The organism is Brumicola pallidula DSM 14239 = ACAM 615 (assembly GCF_000428905.1).
GTDB lineage: Bacteria > Pseudomonadota > Gammaproteobacteria > Enterobacterales > Alteromonadaceae > Glaciecola > Glaciecola pallidula.
Genome location: NZ_AUAV01000012.1, coordinates 1 through 25,595, shown reverse-complemented (window position 1 = coordinate 25,595; position 25,595 = coordinate 1). Strand labels below are relative to the sequence as shown.

The 25,595-nt window shown below is 41.7% G+C and carries 23 protein-coding genes and 2 pseudogenes; 12 read left to right on the top strand and 13 right to left on the bottom strand.

From position 1 onward, the window contains the following. Positions 1-743 precede the first annotated feature (743 nt). Positions 744-968, top strand: coding sequence for a helix-turn-helix domain-containing protein (locus tag G399_RS0103835; RefSeq protein WP_026843428.1), 225 nt, complete (start codon positions 744-746; stop codon positions 966-968). Positions 969-1,197: 229 nt separating this feature from the next. On the opposite strand, the gene G399_RS0103830 is transcribed toward G399_RS0103835, so the two are convergent. Continuing rightward, entirely contained in the window at positions 1,198-1,425 is a 228-nt protein-coding gene (locus G399_RS0103830) for a hypothetical protein (RefSeq protein WP_006008969.1), read from the bottom strand. Between the two features lie 294 nt (positions 1,426-1,719). Further along, on the bottom strand, positions 1,720-2,085 hold the full coding sequence (locus G399_RS0103825; protein WP_006008966.1) for a hypothetical protein: 366 nt from the start codon (positions 2,083-2,085) through the stop codon (positions 1,720-1,722). A gap of 245 nt (positions 2,086-2,330) precedes the next feature. Between G399_RS0103825 and G399_RS0103820 the strand changes: the two genes are divergently transcribed. Then, positions 2,331-2,654 (top strand): PadR family transcriptional regulator, encoded by a 324-nt coding sequence (locus G399_RS0103820; RefSeq protein WP_006008964.1) that lies wholly within the window; start codon positions 2,331-2,333, stop codon positions 2,652-2,654. A gap of 2 nt (positions 2,655-2,656) precedes the next feature. Continuing rightward, positions 2,657-3,139, top strand: coding sequence for a permease prefix domain 1-containing protein (locus tag G399_RS20120; protein ID WP_006008962.1), 483 nt, complete (start codon positions 2,657-2,659; stop codon positions 3,137-3,139). A 318-nt stretch (positions 3,140-3,457) separates the two neighbouring features. Here G399_RS20120 and G399_RS21485 read toward each other — a convergent pair whose 3' ends face one another. Then, positions 3,458-3,715, bottom strand: a complete 258-nt coding sequence (locus G399_RS21485) for a hypothetical protein (protein WP_193362898.1) — start codon at positions 3,713-3,715, stop codon at positions 3,458-3,460. A gap of 673 nt (positions 3,716-4,388) precedes the next feature. Then, positions 4,389-4,558 (bottom strand): annotated as a pseudogene (locus G399_RS22455) (transposase); the annotation flags it as partial. A 310-nt stretch (positions 4,559-4,868) separates the two neighbouring features. Between G399_RS22455 and G399_RS20115 the strand changes: the two are divergent. After that, a pseudogene (locus G399_RS20115) lies at positions 4,869-6,420 on the top strand (transposase). 246 nt (positions 6,421-6,666) lie between these two features. After that, a complete protein-coding gene (locus G399_RS0103800) occupies positions 6,667-7,341 on the top strand; it encodes a hypothetical protein (protein WP_006008953.1) in 675 nt (224 codons plus the stop codon). Positions 7,342-7,447: 106 nt separating this feature from the next. Here G399_RS0103800 and G399_RS0103795 read toward each other — a convergent pair whose 3' ends face one another. Further along, complete coding sequence (locus G399_RS0103795) at positions 7,448-7,939, bottom strand: helix-turn-helix transcriptional regulator (protein ID WP_006008950.1); 492 nt, start codon at positions 7,937-7,939, stop codon at positions 7,448-7,450. Between the two features lie 139 nt (positions 7,940-8,078). On the opposite strand from G399_RS0103795, the gene G399_RS0103790 reads away from it, so the two are divergent. The 5 genes from G399_RS0103790 (at position 8,079) to G399_RS20110 (ending at position 14,612) form a co-directional block, all read left to right on the top strand. Then, positions 8,079-9,308 carry a TolC family protein gene (locus tag G399_RS0103790; protein WP_006008948.1) on the top strand — a complete coding sequence of 410 codons (1,230 nt, stop codon included), beginning with the start codon at positions 8,079-8,081 and terminating at the stop codon, positions 9,306-9,308. Then, positions 9,305-10,345 carry an efflux RND transporter periplasmic adaptor subunit gene (locus G399_RS0103785; RefSeq protein ID WP_006008945.1) on the top strand — a complete coding sequence of 347 codons (1,041 nt, stop codon included), beginning with the start codon at positions 9,305-9,307 and terminating at the stop codon, positions 10,343-10,345. The genes G399_RS0103790 and G399_RS0103785 overlap by 4 nt, the downstream gene beginning before the upstream one ends. A 4-nt stretch (positions 10,346-10,349) precedes the next feature. After that, positions 10,350-13,427: an efflux RND transporter permease subunit gene (locus tag G399_RS0103780; RefSeq protein WP_006008943.1), complete on the top strand. Its 3,078-nt coding sequence runs from the start codon at positions 10,350-10,352 to the stop codon at positions 13,425-13,427. Beyond that, positions 13,408-13,719: a DUF3240 family protein gene (locus G399_RS0103775; protein WP_006008941.1), complete on the top strand. Its 312-nt coding sequence runs from the start codon at positions 13,408-13,410 to the stop codon at positions 13,717-13,719. The genes G399_RS0103780 and G399_RS0103775 overlap by 20 nt, the downstream gene beginning before the upstream one ends. Before the next feature lie 107 nt (positions 13,720-13,826). Next, positions 13,827-14,612, top strand: coding sequence for a transposase (locus G399_RS20110; protein ID WP_425304067.1), 786 nt, complete (start codon positions 13,827-13,829; stop codon positions 14,610-14,612). A gap of 794 nt (positions 14,613-15,406) precedes the next feature. Here the strand turns inward: G399_RS20110 and G399_RS0103765 are convergent. Genes G399_RS0103765 through G399_RS0103750 form a run of 5 tightly spaced genes read right to left on the bottom strand, consistent with a single transcriptional unit; the run spans position 15,407 to position 20,341 of the window. Then, the gene (locus G399_RS0103765) at positions 15,407-16,363 is read right to left on the bottom strand and encodes a nucleoside hydrolase (RefSeq protein WP_006008936.1); all 957 of its coding nucleotides are present in this window, start codon (positions 16,361-16,363) and stop codon (positions 15,407-15,409) included. Next, positions 16,360-17,550, bottom strand: coding sequence for an MFS transporter TsgA (gene tsgA / locus G399_RS0103760; protein WP_006008934.1), 1,191 nt, complete (start codon positions 17,548-17,550; stop codon positions 16,360-16,362). Before tsgA ends, G399_RS0103765 begins: the two co-directional genes overlap by 4 nt. 35 nt (positions 17,551-17,585) lie before the next feature. Next, positions 17,586-17,747 (bottom strand): hypothetical protein, encoded by a 162-nt coding sequence (locus G399_RS22450; protein WP_244877389.1) that lies wholly within the window; start codon positions 17,745-17,747, stop codon positions 17,586-17,588. A 2-nt stretch (positions 17,748-17,749) separates the two neighbouring features. Beyond that, on the bottom strand, positions 17,750-18,973 hold the full coding sequence (locus tag G399_RS20105) for an amidohydrolase family protein (RefSeq protein ID WP_226988912.1): 1,224 nt from the start codon (positions 18,971-18,973) through the stop codon (positions 17,750-17,752). Positions 18,974-18,985: 12 nt separating this feature from the next. Beyond that, entirely contained in the window at positions 18,986-20,341 is a 1,356-nt protein-coding gene (locus G399_RS0103750) for a nucleobase:cation symporter-2 family protein (protein WP_006008932.1), read from the bottom strand. 101 nt (positions 20,342-20,442) lie between these two features. Here G399_RS0103750 and G399_RS0103745 point away from each other — a divergent pair, with 101 nt between their 5' ends. Next, positions 20,443-21,327, top strand: a complete 885-nt coding sequence (locus tag G399_RS0103745) for a LysR family transcriptional regulator (protein ID WP_006008930.1) — start codon at positions 20,443-20,445, stop codon at positions 21,325-21,327. Positions 21,328-21,474: 147 nt separating this feature from the next. Here G399_RS0103745 and G399_RS0103740 read toward each other — a convergent pair whose 3' ends face one another. Beyond that, positions 21,475-21,765, bottom strand: coding sequence for a DUF3293 domain-containing protein (locus tag G399_RS0103740; protein ID WP_006008928.1), 291 nt, complete (start codon positions 21,763-21,765; stop codon positions 21,475-21,477). A gap of 564 nt (positions 21,766-22,329) precedes the next feature. Between G399_RS0103740 and G399_RS0103735 the strand changes: the two genes are divergently transcribed. Beyond that, on the top strand, positions 22,330-23,841 hold the full coding sequence (locus G399_RS0103735; protein ID WP_006008926.1) for an IS91 family transposase: 1,512 nt from the start codon (positions 22,330-22,332) through the stop codon (positions 23,839-23,841). Positions 23,842-24,082: 241 nt separating this feature from the next. On the opposite strand, the gene G399_RS0103730 is transcribed toward G399_RS0103735, so the two are convergent. Both G399_RS0103730 and G399_RS22165 read right to left on the bottom strand, forming a co-directional pair. Next, on the bottom strand, positions 24,083-24,967 hold the full coding sequence (locus tag G399_RS0103730; protein WP_006008923.1) for a hypothetical protein: 885 nt from the start codon (positions 24,965-24,967) through the stop codon (positions 24,083-24,085). Positions 24,968-25,335: 368 nt separating this feature from the next. Further along, positions 25,336-25,595: hypothetical protein (locus G399_RS22165; RefSeq protein ID WP_026843425.1), on the bottom strand; the 260-nt coding region annotated here is incomplete at its 5' end.

The following is a 25,595-nucleotide window of genomic DNA, read 5'->3' as shown; positions in this document are numbered from 1 at the left end:
GGCAGAAAGGAGGTCAGAACCGCTTGTCAGTGACACTCTCTGAAAAAGGACTAATGTTCAAGTAATAAACAGCGCCTAAATGACTATATTTCCTCCAAAAACAACTGGTAAAACGAGTAATTCTTTGACTGATTCATTTATATATAAACATCTATTCACTCATAAATAACACAATTTATTCTTTCGTAATCCCTATCAATAAAAATGATGATTTACTGCAAATAAGTATCCTGCCACCGTTGGATTTAAAGCACTATTTAAGGGACGAAAAGCTGAATATCAAAACCCCAAAGCCAGCTATTTCTAAGGTTAACATGTGAAAAACTTTCTAAAGCGCCAGTCTAAATTAGCTATTAACACACACTTTTTATATAAATTAGAACTGAAGGCTCCCTATTAAAACTGCCTGCGTAGTCAATACCCAGTATCGAATGCTGCCATATCCTAAGCGCAATATCTTGCCTAGTTTTTGATTAAAAACTTACCATTTAGGAGCACTGAATTTGCTGAATAATGTGCTTTGATTTTAAATATTGTATGTATAGCCAATACTTCAAATAATCATTTAAAAAGCCACAAAATAAGAACCTGATATAGGTATTCTAGGAACTCGTACTTAAACTCAAATGATTATTACTTTCCACTGAAAAGCCAATTCGCTCAACTCAAACGATTAGTAAACTTAGCATATATTAATCATAAGTGATTAGTATATTATCTTTTCTTAGGATAATTAACCATTAGTGATTATAAAATTAAAGCAGTGCTTGGCTGATAAAGAACAATGGGATAAGCGTAAAATTACGCTAGACGAAGTCGCAGAAAAAGCTGGTATTGGGCGAGCTACTCTGACGCGCATGATAAACAAACGTGACTATCACGTGGGCCTAGATATTATTGACAAGCTGTGTGATTACTTCAACTGTGATATTAATACACTGTTGGTGAGAGCTAAAAAAGACAGGTAAACTCCTGCGTGCCGTCGACTCAATACGTATTTAGAGTGGACTGGAAATCTCGGGTAAAACATTAAATAGTTTTATTTAGCTGGTCTTAAAGAATCAAGACTATGTCAGAAACACACTGACATTAGAATATTAATTTGTACTTAAAACTGATCTACGGAGGGTGCGGTCAGTTTTGGATGCAAATCAACAAGTGCCTTTTAGCCGACTAAAAGATATATGTATTTGCTCACTAAAAGCAAATAGCATTCGCCTCTCTTGAACGATTAATACACCAAAGATAACTACCTAAATTATGAATTATCAACGTCATTTGATTGACCATATCCCTTAAAATAGCACGGGGAATAACTAACCAAACGCGTCTCTTATTCAGGGGCAACGTTAACACCTCTTTGAAAAATGGCGGGAACGGGTGTTCACCATCAGCGGAATATGCACCAGCAAACGCTAGGGCCATATTGATGCTGAAAGCCTGCGCTATATCATCATGATGACGTTACAGGTCCGTATAGCGGCATCCGTAAAAAGGCGTTACTGCTTGAGCCTAAAACGATTGTTTAGCGCCGGAATAGAAGCGATTTATCTCTCTTTTTAAATTGAAAATGTTGGCTATATTGTTTGGTTTTTGACGTTTATTCCATCCGCAATCGAAAGCGAAACCGTCATTACCTGCGCTAGTTACCCTGTTTCAATTGCAATGTTACAGGTAAAAGAGGCATATCAATGCATGGTTTATCATAGACGGAGAAGCCTACTCTTTGTTACTTTTGTCTGGGGACACTGTGTAATTAACGCTAACACATTCAGTTTGTAATGGTTCGTCAAATAGCACTTTATTGCCCGTCGCTGGATTGTATTCACAACTAAGAATTGCTGCTCTGGGCTTTATGTCGTCAACTCTTAAGTTACGTAATAACCCCAGTTTAAACGACTGGTTGTTGAATGAAAGTACGACATAATATTCACTACAATGCGCAGACGGCTCGTTAATAACAACGAAGCTTTCAATAGCCTCAGCCCAAAATAACTGTCCTTCATATGCAAGATTACTGAGGTAATAGTACACAGCACAACCTACTTTTTGTGCTTGAAGATAGAAGCTTGCGAGCTGCAGCAAAAGAAAAGATACCTTATCGGAATTGCCACTGATTGCGATGGACATTCCTATTGTTGTATAATTTTGTGCTGGACATCGCATGCATTATTTACGGATTTGTTTTTTAGTCAAATAATATACAAATTTATTCGCCGCATGTTAATTCTCAAAGTAAGTGATGTATCAAAATATGTTGAATAACAAAATGTTTGACATACCTTGCAGTTCTATGTAATCTTATACATAGAACTACAAGGTACTAATTAATGATTCTATCCAAAGACTTGGTTGCTGCATCTTCTACCCCTCTTATCTTATCCATTTTGAGTATTGAAGACAGTTATGGCTACGCAATTATTCAGCAAGTGCATGAGTTATCGGACGGCGAATTGAAATGGGCAGACGGCATGCTATATCCAATTTTGCATCGGATGGAAAAAAAAGGCTGGATCGAATCTTTTTGGGGTCAAGCCAATACCGGTCGTAAACGAAAGTATTATCGATTATCCGCTCAGGGCACTTCAGAGTTAAAGCAACAACAAGAGCAATGGCAAAAACTGTCAAACATGATAAGTAAATTGGAGAAATAAAAATGTTTAATCTAGATTTAGCCGTTCACCAATGGTGTGCGGAAGTGTTAAGTGCTTATTCTATCAAAAATCGAAAAATAGATGAGTTAAAAGATCATCTGTATTGTTTGATCGAAAACCATACCAAACGTGGTTTAAGTGAAAAGGATGCATTTGACAATGCGATCAAAGAAATAGGCGATCAAGATGTTTTAAAAGGTCAATTTGACCAAGACCTAACCTGGATAAATAAAATATGTACCTTTGAATATGGTTCGATTGCCGATGGCGCACAACAAGGCGCACAAGTAATGAAGTTACATAAAAAAACGCAACTTACACAAGCCATATTATGGGCAGCGGCCTTGCTAGCAAGCAGTTTAGTGTTAAAAGGAAGCGACCAAGCCTACACCGTTACCATGCTTATATTATTTCCTCTGGCGGTGGTGAGTATATTATCGATTCGTCAGCAATTTACTAAGCAACGAAAAAGTCTTAATAATTAATTCAGTGCGAAAAGTACAAAGAGCACAGATGCAAGGTATAGCGAAGCTGTTTTACATACCCGCGACCATTATGCTGTTACTGTATAGAGATAGGCAGCAAATTGATTAAGGAAAAAAGACATAAGAGCATAAGACAAATAAACACTATACACTCTCCCTTGTTACAACTGTCTTTTGGAATGGATTCATGCTTGTTAAAGCGGATTTGTGGTGATGTTTGTGTAAATGACGTAAGTCAAATTCTTGTGTTGGTAGTCCATTGGTACAGAAACCTTGGGAGTCGCATGCACAAGCTCCTACCGTGAAATAATGTATTTCCTAGTATCGTGTTGAGTTGATAGCCTGTGCACCGAAATCGAAGTCGCGCTGAATGCTGAAATCGTTAGGCGGGTCTCGTAACGGTGGCAATAACTGAGCTTGCGCTGATACTGAATATGTGTTGTCTAAATGTGCCAGTATTTTGTGAATGACGAGTGTGTCTATAATGCAAGCGATTATAGTCACAATGTGCTTTTGACATTTCTCACATCTCACGCGTCGGTTACCCGATAAGGTCGCGGTAGGAATGCCGATCACTCGGCACCCCCCCCGCACAGATCCGGACATACGCTACTAACGCATCCGGCTCCTACTTCGGGTATTTGGCGTAGAAGCGTTGCTCTCGCACAGTCAGCAGACGTGACATCGTATTTTCCGAGCTCTGCGTCTGGATACCGGCGCACTGTTGACTGTTCCCCTTAGTCGAGACCCTTCCCTCCATAAATTCCGCCACATTGTTACCTGTTTTGTTCATTTACTTCCTCAGTACTATAATCTCGTACGACTTCCTAGACTAAGTAAGCCTTGGCTTTTCAACTTTGACTTACCTTCCCTGCATAATGCAGGGCTTGTCTAGGATCTCCTAGGTTCCGTGTGATGAACTTCCTCGGATGCGCAGGGTCTCCGACCCCGACAGGCATAACAATGATTAACCATTAGTACCATTAGTACCATTAGTACCATTAGTACCATTATTATTGTTGGTTTCTGCTTCGCTTAACAGCATCACCGCCTTTAATGATTTATTACGTGGCTCAATACCTAACCTGCGAGTACCTTCGCTAACACTTCACAACAGAAGTTACCCGCTGTTGCGCATAGCTAAAGGAGAAGGCGAGTTGTTCTGATAGCATGGTAATTCTAAATAATTGAGTTACCATTATTGAAGCACATTAAAAAAATTTAGTTATGCCATGCTGCCTTAAGCTCACGTTGGGTTGAGTCTTGGTGGTGGAATGAGTGCGCCTAATTTGCCAATGAAATCGATTGGTGAGAAGAATACATGCGTACTAGCCGGTAATCGGTGCCGTCTCGATACGGTGTTTTCAACTCATAGCGCACTTGTCCTTGTTTGGTGATACTTAACCGTTGCATATTTACGTCATGGTTGCTGCTTATATTGTAACAATAAAGTTGATACCGAAACATTCTATTTGGTAAAGTTTTATGGCTTAAAAAACTAATATCTAACTTTTATCAATCTTAAACTATCGTACTCTTTAGGCCCTTATGGGCGGCCAGCCGGTATAAGCAATCGATGCTTCGACAGTCCGTTTTGAGCGAGAACCGGCCGTTCGGTTATTGTAAAGTCAATGCAGTATTTTCTCCTTTGCAAGCAAATACCGTCTTATGAACAGTCGAAAAGTTTATCTACTTAAGCCACTCTTTGATTCCTATACCGCAATCAAGGATGGCAGTGGTGCTGGCAATTCAGCAAACGGCACAATACAAACGCCACCGACCGGAGACTACATTACTGTATCAACTGGTCGAACGGTATTATCCACAATTCACTGCCAACTTAGCCGAACAAGGCAAATATTTACCCCTATATGTTGAGCGTGAGTTTGATGAATTCTTGCGTTGTGGACGACTTGAGTATGGCTTTTTACGCGTAGTATGTGGCGACTGCAAACATGAGAAACTGGTCGCCTTTAGTTGCAAGCGCAGAGGTTTTTGCCCCAGCTGCGGCGCTCGAAGAATGGCCGAAAGTGCGGCGTTATTGGTTGATGATGTACTACTAGGCTATCCAATTCGTCAGTGGGTTTTGAGTCTGCCTATCCCTTTGAGATTACTGTTGGCAAGGTATCCCAGTGAATTAGGAAAAGTCTTAGTAATCCGGTTACCGGTATCATTCACCGCGCCATTTCCACGCATATTGTAAATCGAGCAGGGTTCTCAAATAAACAGGCCAAGACAGGTGCGGTGACGTTAATTCAACGCTTTGGCAGCGCGCTGAACTTAAACATCCACTTCCACATGCTGTTCTTAGAAGGTGCTATTTACGAAAACTCATGGGGAGGAACAACGTTTACTCGCATCAAAGCACCATGTCACAACGATATGGTAGAGCTCGTCCACACCATCAGCCATCGCATTGCCCGCTATTTGGAGAAAGTTGGCTTGGTGCAGCGCGATATGGAAAACAGCTACCTCAATTTGCCGGTAGATGACGAAGATAGTTTACTCCAGTTGCAAGGCGCATCTGTTAGCTACCGCATTGCTATGGGGCCACAACAAGGGCAGAAGGTGTTTACCTTGCAAACGTTGCCTGCAAGCACAGAAGGCGAGTATGGCCAGTTAGCCAATACCTCGGGCTTTTCGTTACACGCAGGGGTCTTCGCAAATGCCGATGAGCCAGAAAAACTAGAAAGACTATGTCGTTACATTAGCCGCCCAGCCATCAGTGAGCAGCGTTTAAGCATGACGCAACATGGAAAAGTACGTTATGAATTGAAAACCCCGTATCGCGATGGCACTACTCATGTATTCTTTAGTCCAGTTGATTTCATTGGTAAACTGGCCGCTCTTATTCCGCCACCAAGACTCAACCTCACCCGGTTTTTCGGCGTATTCGCCCCTAACAGCAATCTTCGTGCTCAAGTCACCGCATCACAACGAGGCAAGAACAGCCCTAAACTCGTCAACATAAGGGATGAACATTTGGATAAACCATATCATGCTAGGAGCATGACGTGGGCGCAACGCCCGGTAACCGGCGAGTCAGAACGAGTTTTCAATATAGATATTAACGAATGCGAAAAATGCCAACAACACAATGTAAGCATCATCGCTTGTATCGCAGACAGATTACCTGCTAGATCCACGTTATCCAAAAAATACTGAAGTATTTAGATAAAAAATACCCAACGACTAAACAAGCAACATTACCACCCTTGCGGGCGCCACCTGATGAGGAGCATGACTTCACTATTCAACACAATTTTAATTTTGGAGCATAGATACTGAGTCAATACACAATACAAAGTAATATACTATTTAATGGTAGGACACCCTTCACCCAACTTTCCATATTGCTGTACCAAAGACTTAAGAAGTTCAAACGCTGAAACCTTTCCTATGAGCAAAAACTGCTAAATCATCTTCGCAAAAACCATCAACGACTCTAAAAGCCAGCTGTAACGAAGGGTAGCATATAGCCTTAATTCCACTTATACTCATTAGCAACTGCCATTGGACACGAAACCTTGGTCGATAGTAACGGTAATAATCAATATGACGACGCTGATGGCTTGGCGATTGTCGACAATGACGGAAGCGGTTTTGACCTTATCTTGCCCGCTAGACCTGGCTTTATCGACTTAAGTGAAGCATGGCGTGACGACAATGAAAACAGAGTCAAAGACGGGAATGAAATATTCTTAGATTTTGATTCATCGGGTAGCTTTAACGCGCAAAATGGTTTATTTGATGGGCCACAATGCACCGGATCTTCTTGCGGCAATACCAGCACGCACGTACGTCGAGCACAGGTTATTGTGACCTCAAGCAGTAGCGCATTAATTGCGGTAAGCAATAATGGGATTGAGTTGGTAAATAACCAATCTGCTGGCTCCTCAACACCCGTGTTATCGATTGCACGGGGTGACAGCGCCTTGTTCCAATATCGTTATTCTGATACTCAAAACCAACCGATAGCAAGTTCATCTACGATTGCTGTAACTTCCACCGTTGGTGCATTAGATGGCACTGTAGCTGACCTCATGCTGCAATCCAACCAAAATAGTGGCAGAACCGGTGTGTTCACACTGACCAACAACCTAAGCGCAGCAGATACCGCCATTAACACCACGGTAACCGTGAGTATTACGTCGCCAAGTGGCGTTGTGTCCTCGTTAAGCTTTATTGTAACGTTGCAGTAAAAAAGGTAGGGCAGCAAATTCGCTGCATTATTTATACGCGCCATTACTTATAAGAGGTGGTATGGCGCGCATTAATATAGTTAAGATAATCCTACATCAGTAAGACTTAGTTTAAAAAGTCCTCTAAAAACCAGGCTGAAAATTCATGCCTTCCCACTAAGCCACTTTTTGCGTAAATACTCGAGGCTTGCTGTCTTGCGGTCATTTCTTTGGTGTTTCGCACGCTAGCAATTTCTTTTAGGCTTAGGCCTTTTAATAAAAGTAAAGCAACCTGCTGCTCACCTAAGGTTAAACTCCAACTTTCAAATTGCTCCTTAATGACTAAGCTATATCGCTTTCGCTCGTCCTTAATTTTACTGTTGAGCACCGTTATTTGCATATTTGCGTCTGCTAAGTTTTTAGCAAGATGATGTAAGCTTTGGTTTTTCTTTCTCATGTGCAGAATAAGTAGCGTGGCGCCTAAGGCTGAAAGAAGCACTAATGAAGCTTCTTGCAAGATATGCCATAGAGGTACACCTAATTCAATATCAACCAATACGTCCAAACCATTAAGCAACATGATCAAGATCAAAATAATGGTGATCACTTTATTTCTCATACTTCCCTCTTCATATTGCTTATAAAGGCCTCCAGCCAGTCGTTATACATATGTTCGATGCCCACTACTACATATGTTTAGTGCTACTTAGCGGAGTTTATAACATAATACTCGTGTCCCCGATAACAACGAGAAACTAGTGAAAATAGACGCAATTTATATACGAAAATTTGTTGCCTGTTGCATACTAGCAAGCTTCTATTGTATTGCACATGATACTGCACTTGCCCAAGCTAAGCTAACGCTGCATGACAGCTTAACGGCTGCTATCGAGAAACAATCCGCAGGCATGCTAAAGCAAGAAACAAGGCAAGATAAAGGCACCGCATCTGACAGCGATAGCTTTGCTTGGTTAGACGGCAGTCCTTCAGCCTCCTTAGCATATTTAGATAGCCGACAAAGCCTGGGCACAACCGAAAGTGAAATAAGCATAAATTTGCCAATCAAATCCTTTTTCCTTAAACAGATAGAAAAAAGCCTGCAAAGCAACGTAGAGAGCCTTCGGCTGAGTGCTAAAAAACAGTATGCTTTATATTTATCTGGCATGATCCGCAATATACTTTGGGAAATACAGGTAGAGAAACTAACAGTGGCAGCCGTCACACGAAAACAAGCGATATTGTCACAACTCACACTACAATATGAGGATATGGCTCAAGCGCAAGCCATTCCTCAATATGTCTTGCTCATCGTACAAAAGGAATTCAACGACCATAAAATCTCTCTTATGCAACATCAGCAAAATATCGAAAATTTACTTGCCAAGTATCAACGTTTAACCGGTTTACAAGTGCTGCCTTACGATATAAGCGAGGCTGTCCCGAGGCTTGAACAAGTGAGTATGAATGCACATCCGGACGTTATCGCTTTGGACCATGCATTTCAAAGTGCCGAACAAACAATACGAAGTGTAAGCAAACAAACGGCGCCTTGGAACGTTCAGGTGATAGGAAGACGCGTTGAGAGTCGTGAGTTTTCTGAAAACCAGGTCGGTCTTGGAATAGAAGTCCCTATTAACATAGGCAAGCAATTATCCGCATTGCAGCAAAGCGAATATGTGAAGATCAACACAGAATACCAAATCACCAGAAGCAAACTCATGCATCAATTAGCTGAGGCCCAAGCGGAATTAGATCAAGAATACGATTTTCTGCAACAAAAACAAATCTTACTTAATTCAGGCACAGAGAATTTGAAGGCGCTTGCAAAAGCGATGGACCAATTACGCGAAGCAAATGCTCCGAACCAAGAATTCTATATTCGAACGCTACTCGACACGGTGGACTCAGAGTACTCAATTCAGTTGAACCTGATCCATCTTAATCGCCATATTGCCTTAATGAGACAAGCAGCAGGACTTACCTTATGAAAACTTTTTCTATTTTTATTTTATCATCCGCGTTTATCTGCTGCTCGGCGTTGGCTCAAAATATGAGTGTAGACGCAAACCAGCTAGGCGATTTATCCCTGCAAACAAAAGCAGTAGAGCCAGTGTCAACCTACACAGGCAAAAATATCATGGCAACGGTCGCCATACTGCCGGGCCAATCCTATGTTTTCAAGTCACCGATTAATGTGCAGCAAATCCAGTATATAAAAGGTGTAGGCAGCAAAGTTAAGAAAAACCAGGCTTTCGCCCTTATTCAAGGGCCGGAAGTTCATCATTTTTATATGGCTTATCAGATGAAGAAAAAGCTGTTTTCACAAGCACAAATGCTGTTTGAGAACAGCAGAAAACTGTATCAACGTAAATCAATAAGTGAGCAAGCTTGGTTGGACATTAGCAATCAATATCACGATACAAAGATGGAATTTGATGAACTCACGCACTTTTTTGATTTAGTGCTTAGCTTTGACGAGAATACTGATTCGCTTACCTTAGCGGCACCTATTGCTGGGATCATCCAGTACAGTTTGCCAAGTGCCTTAGATGCGCAGCAGACAATCGCCTCTTTTGCCCCCTTGCAAGCCATTAGACTTAAAGTCAATTTACCCATCGATATAACGCAAAAGCCACTTTTTGTTAGCAGAGACAGCAGTATAGGTAGCGATAGTTGCCAGCTAGCAATTGATTTTAGCGAAAGCGCCAATGCTGCTTTTTATCAAATTGCCTGGACTAAAGCCTTAACTAACGATTGTGCATTTGTTGTTGGCCAAATATTGAGCGTCACGCCTGAATATCAAACAAGTGCCTACAAAATAAAACAGTCCAGTGTTTTCAATTGGGAGGGCGACAACTATATCTTCGTTCAAGACACGCAGAATTATGTCGCGCTTAAAGTCACGTTAGTGACATCAGACGGTGATAACTTTATCGTTAAATCGCCGGCTTCACTGGCAAACAAGCGTGTTTTGATAAGTTCAGTGAGCGCAGTGCAGGGTGTTCTGTTAGGTTTGGGGATATAACGAGATGTTGGCTAATGTAATTCGTTTTTCCCTCACTCAACGCGTATTTGTTTTGATCGTATCTTTGTTTTTACTTATAGCGGGTGTTTCGGCATGGTTTGCATTGCCGATTGATGCTTTCCCAGAAATTTCACCCACTCAGGTTAAAGTGATCTTGAAGGCGCCAGGCATGACTGCCGAAGAAATCGAGGCGCAGGTGACTTTGCCTATTGAGACTGAACTTTTAGGTATTCCCGATCAACAAATTCTGCGCTCCACCACCAAATATGCAATCACCGATATCACTATCGACTTTAAAGAAGGAACCGATATTTACTGGGCTCGTCAGCAAGTAGCTGAGCGCTTAGCGAATGTTTTACCCTCTTTGCCTAGCGGTATTGAAGGCGGTGTCGCTCCCATGAGCACAGCACTAAGTGAAATGTTCATGTTCTCGATAGAAAATCCGGCCATGAGTCTTATGGAGCGCAGGCAGTTACTAGAGTGGGAAATTCGTCCGCTGTTGAGAAGCATAAACGGTGTAGCCGATGTTAACATTCTAGGTGGTTACGCTAAAACCTTTCAAATTAGTCCAGATCCAATAAAAATGGCTAGCATTGGTATGTCGTTCAGCCAATTAAGCGACACTATTCAAGATATAAACCAAAATGGCAGCATCGGACGCTTGAATATTGGCAATGATACGCTGATTGTTCGCTCTGAAGGCCGCATACAAAATTTGTATGAATTACAAAATATTGTGATTGCCAATATCAACAATACGGTGGTGCGTTTGCAAGATGTTGCGAACGTGAATATTGGACATCTTACGCGCTATGGCTCGGTCACGCGCAATGGTGTAGAAACTACCGAGGCAATCGTCATTGCCTTAAAAGGCGCCAATACCGGTGATGTTATTGAAAACGTCAGTAAAAAGCTGGCGATAATACAGGCAACCTTGCCCAAGGGCACCGACATAAATGTGTTTTACAACCGTAAAACACTTATTGATACGGCCATCGGTACAATTGAAGAAGCACTGATTATTGCTGTTGTTTTAGTCATCCTGCTGCTGTCGCTATTTCTTGGAAACGTGCGCGCCGCAATCGTTGTTTCGTTGGTATTGCCGCTGTCTGCCGTGTGTACTTTTTTGTTGATGAACTACTTTAACATGTCAGCTAACTTGATGAGTTTAGGCGGCTTAGTGATAGCCATAGGCATGTTGGTAGATGCGTCTGTGGTCGTCGTGGAGAACACGGTCAACAACTTGAAGAACAACACAGCCTTGCCTAAATTACATTTAATTTTTAGGGCCTGTAAAGAAGTTGCCGTTCCCGTTGTATCGGGCACCATCATCGTCATTATCGTTTTTTCACCCTTGTTAACCTTAAGTGGATTGGAAGGGAAATTATTCAAACCCGTCGCCATAACCATCGTGTTTGCAATGCTTTCATCACTGGTTTTATCGCTTACGGTAATTCCCGCGCTAGCGTCAATATTGTTGAAAGCAGATACAATTAGCGAGCCACGTTTTGTTATTTGCTTACAAGAAAAATACCAAACTGCGCTGACAGCTACCATTAAAAAACCCATCCCGGTTATTGTTGTAACATTTATTATTTTGCTAGGAAGCGTATTGCTTTATAGCCTGCTAGGTAAAACCTTCATGCCGGTGCTTGATGAGGGCGATATTATTGTGCAGTTAGAAAAGTCTCCTAACATTTCACTTCAAGCCTCTAGCGATCTGGATATTCAAATTGAAAAGGCCTTACTTGCTAATATTCCTGAAATTAAGCAAATTGTCTCGCGCGTGGGCTCTGATGAAATAGGTTTAGATCCAATGAGCTTAAACGAAACCGACATTTTCATGGAACTCGCACCAGTGGATACCTGGCGATTTGACACTAAACAAGCCCTTATTGAGGAAATCCGCACAGTACTTGAGGGTTTTCCAGGCATTAACATTGGTTTTACGCAGCCCATTCAAATGCGCGTATCTGAAATGCTAACGGGCAGTACCGGTGATGTATCAATTAAAGTATTCGGCAACGATATTGCTGTTCTAGCGAAATTGGCCGAGCAAATCATTGAACAAACGCGAACATTACAAGGTAGTGTTGACGTTAATGCTTCGGTGATTGAAGGTGGCGACTTTTTGAATATTAGATTAAAACCAGAAATTGCCGCGGCGTTCAGTATGACAATTGCAGAGCTTTCATTTTTTGTGAAATCACAGATTGAATCCACACAATTGTCGACCTTAATTGAAGGTAAGAAAAAAACGCCTATTGTGTTTGGTCTTGCAGCCTCCAGCAATCTCAAGCCTGCAACAGTTAATGACTTACAACAACTGACAATATTGATGCCAGACGCCAGCTTAGTGCCTCTTGCAAATATAGCCGATGTATCGTTTAAGCAAGGTCCGATTTTGATAGAGCGAGAAAACAGCAATAGGTTTGCGGTCGTTACCACCAATATAGAAGGCCGAGATATCGTTGGATTTGTGGATGAATTAAAAGGCTTGCTCTCAGAATCGCTAGACCTCCCCGTTGGCTACACGCTAAATTTTGGCGGCGAATTTGAAAACCAACAAAGAGCGGCGAATAACCTCATGCTCGTTATCCCCATTGCATTAGGATTGATTTTAATTATTTTGTTTACTACTTTTGGCGCGCTAAGCAAAGCAGGCTTGATACTAGCTAACATTCCATTTGCCGTTATGGGCGGTGTCATTGCGCTTTATCTAAGCGGTGAGTTTTTATCGGTGCCCGCATCCGTAGGGTTTATTGCCCTACTCGGCGTGGCCGTGCTGAATGGCGTCGTCATGGTCAGTTATTTTGAGCAAACAAGATTCGAGATAAGTGATTTGCTTGAACGCATTGTGGTAGGAGCAAAGCGGCGTTTACGTCCAGTCTTAATGACAGCTAGCACCGCAATGTTTGGCCTTTTCCCGCTGGTTTTTGCGACCGGTCCTGGTGCAGAAATCCAAAAACCCCTGGCCATTGTGGTCATTGGTGGATTATTTACCTCTACCTTCACTACTTTATTTTTAATTCCCGTATTTTATATATGGTTGGAGAAACGCCGTGCCCCCAACACAAAATAAGCTAATGCTAGTTGCAATCGTGCCTGAAGATTTAAAAGACAAGGTCGTTGATGTACTCATGACCGAGACTTCTTTAAGCGGGTTTAGCCTGGCCAAAATTCAAGGCTTTAGTAAAGCACATAGCCATTACAATGTGACCGAACAAGTGGAGGGCTATCGTAATTTCTATCGCTTTGAAATTCTTCATCTAGCAGACAATACTGAGCAATTGTGTCAGTTGCTTAGCAAAACCAATAGCGATAAAAGGATCCGCTATTGGATTTTGCCGCTAATTGCAGCGGGTGTTCTCTAGGCGCCCTTAAAGATTAAATTAGCTATTGTCGTAAACTTAGCAGTACAATAAAGCGATACGCGAGAGAAAATGCAAGGGAATCGGCAGATCATGAAAACATTCTTTAAATGGCTAGGCATCTCCCTGCTTGCCATCATTATTATTACCGGCGCTATTTGGAGAAAGTCGGGTTAGTGCAGCGCGACATGGAAAACAGCTACCTGAACTTGCCTGTAGACGACGAAGATAGTTTACTGCAGCTGCAGGGCGCATCTGTTAGCTATCGCATTGCAATGGGACCACAACAAGGGCAGAAGGTGTTTACCTTGCAAACCTTGCCTGCAAGCACCGAGAGTGAATATGGTCAGTTGGCCAATACCTCAGGCTTTTCATTACATGCGGGAGTATTCGCTAATGCTGATGAGCCAGACAAATTGGAGCGTTTGTGTCGTTACATCAGCCGCCCAGCTATCAGTGAGCAGCGCTTAAACATGACGCAACATGGACAAGTACGCTATGAATTGAAAACACCCTATCGCGATGGCACTACTCATGTATTCTTTAGTCCAGTTGATTTCATTGGTAAACTGGCCGCTCTTATTCCGCCACCAAGACTCAACCTCACCCGGTTTTTCGGCGTATTCGCCCCTAACAGCAATCTTCGTGCTCAAGTCACCGCATCACAACGAGGCAAGAACAGCCCTAAACTCGTCAACATAAGGGATGAACATTCGGATAAACCATATCATGCTAGGAGCATGACGTGGGCGCAACGCCCGGTAACCGGCGAGTCAGAACGAGTTTTCAATATAGATATTAACGAATGCGAAAAATGCCAACAACACAACGTAAGCATCATCGCTTGTATCGCAGACAGATTACCTGCTAGATCCACGTTATCCAAAAAATACTGAAGTATTTAGATAAAAAATACCCAACGACTAAACAAGCAACATTACCACCCTTGCGGGCGCCACCTGATGAGGAGCATGACTTCACTATTCAACACAATTTTAATTTTGGAGCATAGATACTGAGTCAATACACAATACAAAGTAATATACTATTTAATGGTAGGACACCCTTCACCCAACTTTCCATATTGCTGTACCAAAGACTTAAGAAGTTCAAACGCTGAAACCTTTCCTATGAGCAAAAACTGCTAAATCATCTTCGCAAAAATCATCAACGACTCTAAAAGCCAGCTGTAACGAAAGGTAGCATATAGCCTTAATTCCACTTATACTTATTATTGGATTTTTATAAACGACAATGCTCCGGAAAATACAGTCATTATCCCTCATGGGTGATTACTTGTATTCAAACAGCCTTTTGGAATATAAAAACATATAATAAAAAATGAATGGAACTTTGGTAAAGTGTCGCTATACGCTTAAGAAGTGGTGAAAATTCATGAACTGGCCTAAACACTTGAAAATGAAATATAATAATAAGTATGCGCAGGTAACTAATCAATTACTAACTAAGGATAGTCATTTCTAGTAGTCTATAAAACCCATTTATCTATTGTCTTTACCCATTAAATAGTAAAATTATTTTATTTATGTTGTTTCACTCGCAATGTCTGAGCATTTGTCACTAGGATAACATCCAAAAAATATATTGATTGCTTGCAACAGCGCTTTGTTTGATGTGCCACAAGTCGCGTTTTATTAATTTGTGATGATACATACCCCAGCACAGTGGCTTAATTACGAAGAATATTAAAATACAAATCTAACAACCCTTGGCTATCAACATCAATACACACTTGTTGTGAGGGTTTATCTTGCCAACCGTCCACCGGAAACGCTTTTTCTAAGGTTTTACATAAGGTCATGCCCATTGCAGGCCCTTCACATACTACTCTTATTGGCCCTTGTTGTATTTTGAATAACTCTGGGGCTAATACATATGCCACTGCCGATGAATCGTGAACATAAAACCCATCTAGGCCGACACTTTGTTTATGAAAGTTACTATAAAAGTGGCTTATTTGATAAATGAAATCACCATAAACGTCAGATTGCTCTTTTAGTTTTTGTATGTAGGCATCGTTCATGATGCTTTGTTGGGTGACATCTAAACCTACTACTGTGACTGGCCATTGTTGGGTAAACACTAAATCTGCTGCATGAGGGTCGCCAATAATATTGGCTTCGGCATAGGGGCTAACATTACCAGTGTGGCCGTTGTGACCAAATGCGCCGCCCATCACCACCACTTCTTTTACTAAGGCAATAATATCTGGGGCTTTTTGGATGGCTAAAGCCAAATTAGTTAAACGCCCTACTGCCACTATTGTGACTTCGCTTGGGTGGTTACGCACAGTTTCAATTATAAAATCACAAGCTATTCGTGGGTCGGCGTTAACTGATAAAGAGTCAGGTAACTCAATATCGCCTAGGCCATTTTGCCCATGCACAAAGGTTGTAGGCTCGCCTGCAGGAATAATTAAGGGATCTTTAGCGCCTTTACACACAATGGCTGGAATAGAAAATCGCTGTTTTAAATAAAGTGCGTTGCGGGTCGCGTTTTCGATAGTCGCATTACCAAACACTGTGGTAATGCCTAAAAGATCTATTTTGCCGCTGGCCTGAGCAAAGAGTATTGCCATAGCATCATCTATACCTGGGTCGGTATCAAAAATTACTTTCTTTTTCATTCGTTTATTACCTGAATTGAGTTCTCGCGTTTTTCCATAAGCAAACATATCACTACTAGTATCGCCACTAGCACAAAGCCAATGACAGTTATCAACATAGCACTGCTGACACCAAACATTGACACGACTAAGGCCGAAAGTGCTGGGGCTACAGTACTGCCTATCGTTGCAGCACAAAGTAAAAAAGTCACCAAGATCGGTGGGGCACTATGGATTTGTTGCGAGCCTACTGAGATAGCTAGTTTGAATATACAAGAGGTCATAAAACCTAAGGCCAAGGTGATTGTTAAAAACCAATCAGGATCTTGTGTGGTATACAACAAGATGGATAATATAATAGCCATCAAAAGTACCGTGAGCAGCAAGGGGCGGGTAGGTACTTTCATCACCAGCAAAGTGACAATGAGCAAACCAAAAATGGAAGGGCCCCAATAGTTACCAACTGCACTGGCAGCCTGAGTTGTATCTAAACCGAGTACCTGTTGCAAATAATTAGGTTCCCAAGTTAAAAATGTAGTTTGGGTGGTGAGATAACAACACAGTGCTAAGGCGATAATAAAAACTCGTGGCGTCCAGATGTTAGTTGGTTTTACGGTGGCAACCAGCTCAGTCTCTGCTACTTCAGCATTTTCTGGAAAGGATAATAAAAAACAGGCTACCAATATTACGATGGCTAAAACACCTACTGCCGCATAACTGACCATCCATAGTTGATTGGCGGCTAACAACACAATCGCCAACGAAGGAAATACATACCCCGCTAAACTGAAGGAGCAATCGGTAGCTAAAAAGGCTGAAGCGCGTTTTTGTTCATTATATAATTTTGCAATCAATACGGCACCACCTGCCAGCCCTACACCACAGCACAAACCCAGCATAAATAAATAAACCGACACCACCCACTGCAAGCGAATGTCAAAGCTCACGAGCAAAATCAATAACACTAAAAATGCCAGATAGTTGCATTGCAAAATACGCTGTATGGGAAAGCGGCTGTACACCATCATCGCCACAAACGTCCCAGCAAAAGTACCGCCCGTTAATAAAGAAAACATAGAGGCTGCGGCCGTGATACTTATTCCAAGATAATTACTCATTGGCGAGATCAACACGCCAATCTGTGTCATCAGGCCCGCCATCACCATGTAGGTCATAAATGCGACCAGTGTTAATGCAACCTTATTCATACCTATGTGCTTTCCTATTGTGATTATTGTTTTACCTAGCGCTGGTGGAGCGCATTTTTACTGCCACCAGAGCGGTTTAACCACTGCTTGCGTCTGGCAAACAATGCTGGCGCTGCGTGATTAACATTGTCGATTAACTGCTGTACATCATGATTGAGTAAACGGCCGTTTTCTACTAATACTTTTCCAGCCACCATCGTCATGTCGTCATGTCGACATCTTGCCCTTGCACTGCATGCACCAAATTATGATGAATATTCATCAGTGGTCCCTCATCAATGAGAGGTGTCATACGCGGTGTATTGCTGCGGATCGCAATCATATCAGCTGATTTACCTATCTCAATCGAGCCTGTTATTTTGTCTAGTCCTAAAGCTTTTGCTCCGCCTATTGTTGCCATACGGCATATTTCCCAAGCATCGAGAGCGGCAGCATCTAAGTTAGAAAACTTGGCCAACAATGACGATACCTTCATTTCTTCAAACATATCCAAGTTGTTATTTTCTTTTTCACCATCGGTACCTAAACCCACAGCGACGCCGGCTTTTAACATGGCAACCACCGGTGCGGCACCAGAGGCCAGTTTCATATTACTGATGGGATTATGCGCCACCCCAATACTACGTTCAGCCATCAAGGCTATTTCGCTATGGTCGGCCCAAACACAGTGTGCTAATAAGGTTTTTGGTGCATTAAGCAAGCCGAATTTTTCTAGCGCCTGAATCGGCCTAATTTGATAACGTTCTAGCGTTTTTTCGACGTCGAAGCGGCTTTCATTACTGTGCGTATGAAAGCCAACCTGATAATCACGACACATATCACCGATGCGAGTTAATGCTTTAGGCACGGCATAAAATAAGTGTTCAAGGCCGACCCATACCTGAATGCGTCCTTCTGCCTGTTGGTGCCAGTGATTAATTAGCGCTTCATTGCTGTCTAAGGTTTCAAAATAATCATGTTCTGGGTGTTCGGCAACGTAAGGCACCAAACAAGCTCTGATGCCAAGTTGTTTAGCTGCTTCAGCACTGCCTTCCATATAACGCCACATATCGACTATGCAGGTAGTACCTGATAATAAGGCTTCGGCATAACATAACCAAGACGACAAACTGGCATCTTCTGGCGTTAATACTCGGTGCATCGGATCAATAAATTGCTGTAACCAATCCCACACAGGTAAGCCTTCAGCGGTGCCGCGCAGCATGCCTGAGTGGCAGTGGGTATTGATTAATCCGGGCATTAAGATACGGTTAGGCATGCTTTTTAGTGGCACGTTTGCATGTTGGGCTATCAGCTCACTGGCTTTACCTAGCTGCACTATCTTGCCTTGATCAACTAATACTGCACCATCTTTAATGATAGAGTTATACCTGTCCATGGTAACGATATAGTCTGCTTGGTATAGGCTTGATGTCATAGTCATAGTTATAATTATTTAACCTTTGTGTTGCTGATTAAAAAGCGCATTGAGTACTATCGCTGTGCATACGCTCAAGATGATGCCACTGTCGGTAAATATATGGCTCCATTGAGGTAAATATTGAAAATAAGTCGGCGCCACCATAGGGATCAAGCCAATACCAAGGCTTGCTGATACCACTAATAAATTTGAGCGAGAGTTAGTAAAGTCTACCTGACTCAAAATGCGTACTCCCATTAAAGCCACAGTACCAAACATCACCATGGCGGCTGCGCCTAGAGCATATTGAGGGATAGAAGCAATAATAAAAGCCATTTTGGGTACACAACCAAGCGCAATTAAAATAAATGCGCCAGCTGCGGTGACATAACGGCTTTTTACGCCGCTAATAGTCACCAAACCTATATTTTGTGAAAATGAGGTATAAGGAAATGCATTAAAAAGGCCGCCAATTAAAGTGCCTAGCCCATCGGAACGTAAGCCACGTATTAGCTGTTGTTGATCGACTTCTTTGTCGACGAGTTTACCTAAAGCTAAAAACATGCCCGTTGACTCGACCATAGTGACCAACATCACTAGGCTCATTGAACAAATCGCTAAAAAATCAAAAGTGGGCATACCCAAACTAAGAGGTTTGATGATTTGAAACCACGGTGCTTCACCCAAACCTTCAAGCGGTACATCGCCCAATACCCAAGCTGCGACAAAGCCGGCTAACATAGCAACCAATACCGAGATATTACTCAAGAAGCCTTTAACAAAGCGATTGATTAGCAAGATCAAGCTGAGCTGAAGGAGGCTAACAAGCAAATAAATGGGTTTACCAAAATCAGGATTAGGCGAGCCATCAAACAGCGTTGGATTACCACCGGCCGACCATTCAATCGCCACTTTCATTAAACTGATACCAATGACTAATAACACTGAACCTGTAACGACGGGTGGGAAAAATCGCATTAATCGGCCCATAAGTGGCGCAAACAGTATGCCCAATATGCCAGATACAATAATGGCACCATAGATCCCCGGTAATCCAAGTTCAGGGTCCATGCCGATGGCAATCATAGGTGCGATAGAGGTGAAGGTTACTCCCATCATTATGGGTAAACGAATACCAAAAAAGCGATTACCGAAACATTGCACTAAAGTGGCCAAACCAGCAGCAAATAAATCGGCAGTAATGATTAAAGATAAGGTTTCTTTAGGCAGTTGCAGAGCCGCGCCTAAGATTAAGGGCACGATTATGCAGGCTGAGTACATCACTAGTACATGTTGCAAACCAAGCAACACAGTAGGTGCAAGTGGTAAACGTTGATCTACAGGGTGAATGCCGCTGCTTTTTGTCTTTGAAGGTGTATCACTAGGAAACATAACTTTTCACTTAACAAGCAAAGCAATAATACTAATTTACTCTGCTGGCTTTAATGTGCAAAATGGTAACTATTAAAATTTTTAATAGAACTTAGCCATTCATGCGTTTATCCCTAGAACAATTAACTGCTTTTTGCGCTGTGGCGAGTGAAAAATCATTTTCAGCGGCAGCGCGTAAGTTGGGTAAGTCACAATCTGCATTGAGTATTGCAGTGGCAAATTTGGAGATTGATTTTGGGGTGTGCTTGTTTGATCGTAGTGGCCGTTATCCGGTTTTAACTGGGCATGGACATTCTTTACTTAGAGATGCGGAAGCCATATTACATCAGTGTTCGTCAATGGAGAATCGTGCCAACAGTTTAGCTGCAGAGCTAGAAAGTCAAGTGACTATTGCTATTGACGACACTATTCCTTTTCAAATATTGAACCATAATCTCGCTGGCTTCGCAGAATATTTTCCACCAGTAGATCTAAATATATTGCACCCGTCTTCTCAGTATATTCAGCAGTTGATCGAACAAGGAGATGCCTCATTAGGAATTACATGCGCAGGTGCTCACTATCCAAAAAACATACATTTTAAAAGGCTTGGTAATATAGCATTCGCCAATGTAGTACACCGAGACCATCCTTTAGCCAGTTTACCTCAAGTTAACTTCGAGCAATTAAATCAGCATAGACAGCTAGTTTATTCGCCCTTACTGGATAAATTGCCCACTAGTGAATACCTAAGTGGCACTAACCAATGGCGAATGGCCAGTTATCTGACATTGATGAATACCCTATGTGCAGGTATGGGATGGGCTACCGTACCCAAACAATTAGTTTTGGACTTGCAGTTGCAAGAGCAGTTATGCGAGTTACAATTAACTTCATATCCTCATACTGAATGGGAGGTGGGTGTGGATTTAATTTGGTCTTCCAGTGAACGACTGGGGAAGGCGGGCAACTGGCTCAGAGATGCATTCGGTTTGACACCCATTTAACAATATTTTAAAAAACACCGTTTTCTTAGCTAATATTACAGTTTTGAGGTGACTCAACTTCATGCATTAAATTTAAAACAATGAAAATTTATATCTGTTGCAAACGCTGCGCTATCTCAGGTGCAATAAGGTTAATGACATCTGTTTTTAAAGCTTCACTAAATCGGGCCCTTTTCGGACTGAATAATGTATGAACGCATTCTGTCCAAATTGTGCTGCTAGTTGCTGCATTTCTTTGTCGTCGTTACTTACAATAAGGTAGCTTTTTTCTCTACCCCACTTCTCATCTTCATCAGCACCATAACCCACATAATAAATATAATTCATGGCCTCTAAAATTTTTATAAAGCGACCATGCCGCAATTCATTTTCTTCATCGCTTAACGCTAGGCTAAAAGGATTCTCAGGCGTAATAAAATATGCATCATCAATTGTCATTGTTAAATAAAGTAGGCAACTGGGTTAACCTTATATATGTATGATCCTAGCGTAGTTTAAAAAGGGCGAGCTTAGATAAATGTTCGATACTCAAATTGGATTTAAATGTTCGCCACTGGTAAAAGTACAAAGCCGATGAAGACACGATTTTCGTTGAACTCACGTTCGATATTCTCTCTACTGAATAAATTTATGATGTATTTACGTTAAGTCTGCCTCGACGTTAATCTCTACTAGCTAGGCTCACCAAAATACCGGTATATGCGTGTCGCACTCTAATCAATTATTGATAATTAGGGGGCATTCAAGTTCACGTACAAAGGACAGCTTAAAGCACGGGCAATGGGAATTAGAGCTATTAGACTGTACTGTATTTTGCGAAAAAAAATCTCCAATTAATCAACCTTGACTGACGGCAAAGAGCGATGACCGGCCGTTCGGTTATTGTAAAGTCAAGCCAGTATTTTACTCCTTTTGCAAGCAAAAACCGTCTAGTGACCAGTCGAAAAGCTTTTTACCTTCTGCCAGACTTTCATTCAAGTAGTTCAATCAAGGATGAGAGCTGTGCTGGCATTGCAACAAACCGCACAATACAAACGTCACCGACCGGAAAATACCTTGTTGTATCAACTGGTCGAGCGATATTATCCACAATTCACTGCCAACTTAGCCGAACAAGGCAAATACTTACCCAAATATGTTGAACGTGAGTTTGAAGAATTCTTGCGTTGTGGACGACTTGAGTATGGCTTTTTACGCGTAGTATGTGGTGACTGCAAACATGAGAAGCTCGTTGCCTTTAGTTGCAAACGCCGAGGTTTCTGTCCGAGCTGTGGCGCTAGACGCATGGCTGAAAGTGCAGCGCTTCTGGTAGATGATGTGCTACGCGGCTATCCTATCCGTCAATGGGTGCTAAGTTTACCCATTCCTCTTCGATTGCTTCTGGCAAGATACCCAAGTGAGTTAAGCAAGGTGATGCAAATCATTCACCGCGCCATTTTGACTTACATTGTGAACAAAGGTGGCTTTACTAATAAGCAAGCGAAAACTGGGGCTGTTACGCTTATTCAGCGATTCGGTAGCGCCCTTAATTTAAATATCCACTTCCACATGCTTTTTTTAGAAGGCGCCATTTCTGAAAACCCATGGGGAGGAACGACTTTTACGCGCATAAAAGCGCCATCTCATGATGAGATGGTCGAGCTAGTCCATACCGTCAGCCAACGCATCGCTAAATATTTAGAAAAAGTGGGGTTGGTAGAGCGTGATATGGAAAACAGTTTTCTGAATTTGCCTATAGATGATGAAGACAGTTTACTGCAACTTCAGGGCGCCTCGGTTAGTTATCGCATCGCGATGGGGCCTCAACAAGGGCAAAAAGTGTTTACCTTACAAACGCTCCCTGCGAGTACCGAGGGTGAATATGGACAGTTAGCCAATACGTCAGGCTTTTCACTTCATGCAGGAGTGTTTGCCAATGCCGATGAACCTGAAAAACTAGAAAAACTTTGCCGCTACATCAGTCGGCCAGCTATCAGTGAGCAGCGCTTAAGCATGACGCAACATGGAAAAGTACGCTATGAATTGAAAACCCCCTATCGTGATGGCACAACCCATGTTTTCTTTGACACCGTCGATTTTATTGGCAAATTAGCGGCCCTCATTCCTCCGCCTAGACTCAACCTCACCCGATTTTTTGGCGTATTTGCACCAAACAGCAACCTGCGAGCCCAAGTCACCGCATCACAGCGTGGAAAAAACAGCCCTAAACTTGCCAATAAAGAAGAAGATAACCAGTCTGACAAGCCTTATCACGCGAGAGGCATGAGTTGGGCTCAGCGTTTGAAACGAGTGTTCAACATTGATATTACCGAATGTGAAAAATGTCACAAGCACAATGTCACCATAATTGCCTGCATTATAGACACTGTTGTTATTCAAAAAATACTGGCACATTTAGATAAAACTTACCCGCTATCAACTCAAGTATCGCAATTGCCGCCGCTACGAGCGCCTCCAGATGAGCAGTACGACGAAGACTTTACCGTTCAAAGCGACTTCGATTTTGGGGCATAGGCCATTCATGGCAGGGCTTATTGCGCGTAGCTCTCGGGATTTCAGTACTAAAGGACTGCAAACATAAGTTATTAACGGACGCCATTTTCACAAATATCACCACACACTCCCTTTCGCAAAAATCAATCACGACCTAAAGACAGCTGTAACAATAGGTAGTGTATAGCGTTAATTCGGCTTATACTCACAAAAACATAATTACTATAAACATAAAATCCCTATTACAATCTAAAACCTTTATTCATTTAGAACCATTAATTGCTTTCGAATCGCGCCTCTTTTCTTCCAACATAGCGATATATTTCTGTTCTTGATTTGGATAATTTTCTGCAATATATTGTGAAATACTCTGTAAATTCACTACTACTTGAGCATTCGTTATGTGCTCAAAAACAGATAGCATAAGTTCGTCACTTTCTAAACCATAGAAATTAAGTTCAGTAAACTTAGCTAAAGCCAACTGAGCTACTGGGGAAGATTTATCTACGGATGCTTGGGCGTAAACTAGATCCTTCATAAGGGAAGCGACGACCTCTGGTCTATACCCACTCGGCCAATCTTTTTCCTCTGGAAATTTATCGCCAATAGTGTAGTTCGGTATATAATATTGAATGCTCTTCTCAAGTTCCACAATCGTTCTAACAAGATTTGCGGAACTAAGTGCACTAGTTGATAAATCTTCATTTGGTTCGAAAGGAGTAGAGTTAATTCGACTTTCGGCAAGTTTAATAGCAGTTTGGGAGTAGTCTGACTCGGACAAATACTCTAGCTCTTTCTCTAAAGGCAAGCCATTTTTGACTAGTATTTTATACTCCTCAATATTATTAAAATACAAACCTCCATAAAGGTTGTCACTCAAATTAATATACAAATCTAAGATATGACTTTCAAATTTAGAGGAAACAAAAACATAATCAAATGTATTATTATCCTCTCCTTCCGTTTCTATTTTAGAATCATTGATATTATAACTAGAATTATTTTGTAAAGCAGGCTCTTCAACGTTTGTTGTTTCAACCCCAACGTCACCAATAACTATACTATTTTTTTCCGAGATATCTGTACCAAAGAGGCTGTACGCTATAAGTAGAGCAATGAAAGATAAAAAATAAACAAAATATTTCATTAAAGCCTCCTATGGACTACCAACTGACCCACCGCCTAATCCATTAGATTCGCAGTTATCTTTAAAGTCCTCTTTGTAATCTCTACATTCTTGAACTGCGCGACTTTCATCTGAGCGAGCGGAATCAAAAGCAGCCTCATCCTCATTGCCGCCGACCAGCTCGACTTAGCTTTAGACGCCTTTGTGCCAAGCGTGTGCTTTAGACAAAGTGTTATCTTATTACCCCTAGCTAGTTAAAACATCCCTATAATTTATCGTTCCTTATGTCTGCTTTTTTATTCAAATTTATCGTTTTACTGTGAATGAAAATGATAATTGAGTAGCAAAAGTCAGCCTACTTAAAGTGAATCCATATGAATCGCATAGGCCTATGTATATTTAACTTCAAATCGGTCATCATAGTTATGAAGAACTAAAGATTGCTTTATCTTTTCAATTTCTTCTAACTCAACCTTGCGCAGATCGATTTTGTAGTCGCTAAATCGAGCTTTGATTCTCAATACATTAGCATCAAAAATAATCAATTCTAATGTATTAATATGTGGAGCAGGTAAATCATGCCCTTCAAGAGAAACTTTTGTTCCGCGCTCCTCATCTGGCAGGGCAAATTCATAAAATAATGTTCTGT